The sequence below is a fragment of the Shewanella sp. genome (genome assembly GCF_051658185.1).
Taxonomy (GTDB): domain Bacteria; phylum Pseudomonadota; class Gammaproteobacteria; order Enterobacterales; family Shewanellaceae; genus Shewanella.
Genome location: NZ_JBOFMC010000384.1, coordinates 1 through 2,564 on the forward strand (window position 1 = coordinate 1; position 2,564 = coordinate 2,564).

Here is a 2,564-nt window from a genome sequence, read left to right on the forward strand (position 1 = left end):
TCAATGCTTACTCCCCGAAATGCGTTTGATCGCGATAGCGCTGGAAGTTTAAGGGGGAGTCAGCATGGTCATCGCGGTAAGTATTGATGGCATAGATGCCGTTGTTCCGCTTATACGTCGAGCCATAAATGGCTTTCCATAGTTTTAATCTATAGCAGTAAGTGATAAAAGCCATTTTACAGCGACGCTAACCGCCAATATAGTGTTTTTCGAGGGCGTTAACCGCGTATGTGGTATTCGTATTACCTATCGCAGTTTTCTTTATCTCTCCTTTTCTCTTCCTTTATCCCCTGAATGGATTTGACGTTAGACGTTAGACGTTAGTGTGGGGATGGGGCCATCAGTATTAAGGATGTCTTAATGACTCAGCTTTCTATTATCGGTTTAGGTGCAATGGGCACTGTTTTAGCTCAGCGCTTACTGTTAACTGGGCACTCGGTTACCGTTTGGAATCGCACTCCACATAAGGCCGCGCCACTACAGGCGCTTGGTGCTACATGCGCTGCCAATGTGCAGGAAGCCATCGGTGCGAGCCCTATCACGCTCATTTGTGTGGATAATTATGCCGTGAGCCAAACTTTACTCGAGGAGGCCGAGCAGGCGCTATCGGGTAAATTAGTGGTACAGCTCTCGACGGGTAGCCCGCAAGGTGCAAGGGCGCAGGAAGCTTGGTGTCATGCTCACCAAGCGCGGTTCTTGGTGGGGGCGATCCTGTGTTTTCCTGAGCAAATTGGCAGTGCCGAGGCGAGCATCATATGTTCTGGTGCGCGCGGCGCTTTTGTTGAGGCAGAGCCGTTGCTGCGTCAGTTGGCGACAACGCTTGAGCACTTAGGCGAGGCTGTCGGCGCCGCGCCAGCGCAGGATTGTGCGGTGGCCGCTTATTTTGCCGGGGGGCTTATCGGGGCTTTGCATGGGGCGTTGATTTGTGAGGCGGAGGGGTTAGCTGTGGATAAGGTCTGCGCCCAGTTTAAGCAGTTATCTCCCATTTTAGGGGGTGATGTCGCCCATCTTGGTAAAACCATTGCCGATGGTCAGTTTGACCAGCCTTACGCTAGCCTTAAAACGTGGAGCGCGGCCATCACTCGTTTGGCAGAGCACGCCACGGCCACCAACATTGATACGCGCTTTGCCCGTTTTGCGGCCGAGTTATTTGCCGAGGGGGTTGAACATGGTTTGGGGCCGCAGGAAGTCTCGGCCTTGATAAAGCGTTTACGTTTGGGCGCGGGGGACAATAAATGAGCCAGCAACCTATCGCTTTTATCACTGGTGCCGCAGGCGGCATTGGCCGTGATCTTTGCCGCGGATTTGCTCGTGCAGGTTATCGAGTGATTGCCACTGATCAAACGCCTTATGCGTTTGATGAGGAAAATATTCACTTTTATGTGCTCGATTTGCGGGATGAACAGGCCATTCGTGCCTTGTTTGCCACTGTCACCCACGCGTATGGCGGCCTGCAGGTGCTGATTAATAATGGCGCTATTAGTAAGTTTCATACGGATTTTACGCAATTAACGATGGCGGAGTTTGATCAGGTGATGGCGGTGAATGTGCGCGCTGCAGTGATTTGCGCCCAGGAATTTGTTAAGTCGAATCAGTTAGTGAATAACGACAAATGGGTAAGCGATGACGAGTCGGTTAAGCCTTCGTGGGCGCTTAACTATGGGCGGATTATCAATATTGCCTCGACTCGCTGGCAGCAAAATGAGCCAGGTTGGGACGCCTACGGTGCCTCAAAGGGGGCGCTGGTGGCCTTGACACAATCCTTGGCGATGTCGTTGGCTGAGCATAGGATCACCGTGAACGCCATTAGCCCGGGCTGGATCCAAGCCGAGGATTATCACAGCCTCTCTCAAGGTGATCATCAGCAGCATCCCAGTGGCAGAGTGGGCCGTCCCGATGATATCACCCGTGCTTGTGTATTTTTGGCCGAGCCTAACAATGACTTTGTGAATGGCGCGAATTGGGTCATTGATGGTGGCATGAGTAAGAAGATGATTTATCAGACTTCAGCGTCATTTTGGGAAAGTCACGACGCCTTAGCTTAGCGCGTCTTAATGGTTTAACACTCAGCCCAATAATCTTTGGGCTGAGTGCGTCAGAGGTACGTTCCGAGTTTGGGCCCATACTCCCCGCTTAGTTAAGGCGTGTGCTGTTGTTGAGATCTTGTTATTTCGCTGAGCGGCTAATTTTAATGAATAATTTGATTTGGTCTGGATTTTTACTCGGCGTTAGAGCTCCATTGAGTTCAATACCAAGGTTTCGCCATCCTTGGGGATCAATACTTTATCGGTTAACCCCGCCAAGGCTAAGCGTTCGGCCAATATTTTCCGGGTGGTTGGGCAATGATTGAGTGCCTCCATATGATTGGCAATCACTTTGCCGGGCGATAATGCGATAAATTCCAGTAGTTCGGCCATCGACATCAATAAGGGTTGGCCGACATCCATCTGAGCTTCTCCTGCAGCCACCAAGGTAATATCGGGTTTACACTCCGTCAGTGCTCGTTTTACATCCGCCGTCAGTACGGTATCACCACTGATATAGAGTGTCGGTTCATCGGGGAG

At 51.2% G+C, this 2,564-nt stretch carries 2 protein-coding genes and 1 pseudogene; 2 read left to right on the top strand and 1 reads right to left on the bottom strand.

Annotated features, from left to right (window positions below; genetic code table 11):
* Nucleotides 1-360 precede the first annotated feature (360 nt).
* Together ACRCZA_RS14375 and ACRCZA_RS14380 are read left to right on the top strand one after the other, a co-directional pair.
* The gene (locus ACRCZA_RS14375) at nucleotides 361-1,239 is read left to right on the top strand and encodes an NAD(P)-dependent oxidoreductase (protein ID WP_438675088.1); all 879 of its coding nucleotides are present in this window, start codon (nucleotides 361-363) and stop codon (nucleotides 1,237-1,239) included.
* Nucleotides 1,236-2,045: an SDR family NAD(P)-dependent oxidoreductase gene (locus ACRCZA_RS14380; RefSeq protein WP_438675089.1), complete on the top strand. Its 810-nt coding sequence runs from the start codon at nucleotides 1,236-1,238 to the stop codon at nucleotides 2,043-2,045. Before ACRCZA_RS14375 ends, ACRCZA_RS14380 begins: the two co-directional genes overlap by 4 nt.
* 183 nt (nucleotides 2,046-2,228) lie before the next feature.
* Here the strand turns inward: ACRCZA_RS14380 and ACRCZA_RS14385 are convergent.
* Nucleotides 2,229-2,564: pseudogene (locus tag ACRCZA_RS14385) on the bottom strand (MBL fold metallo-hydrolase); the annotation flags it as partial.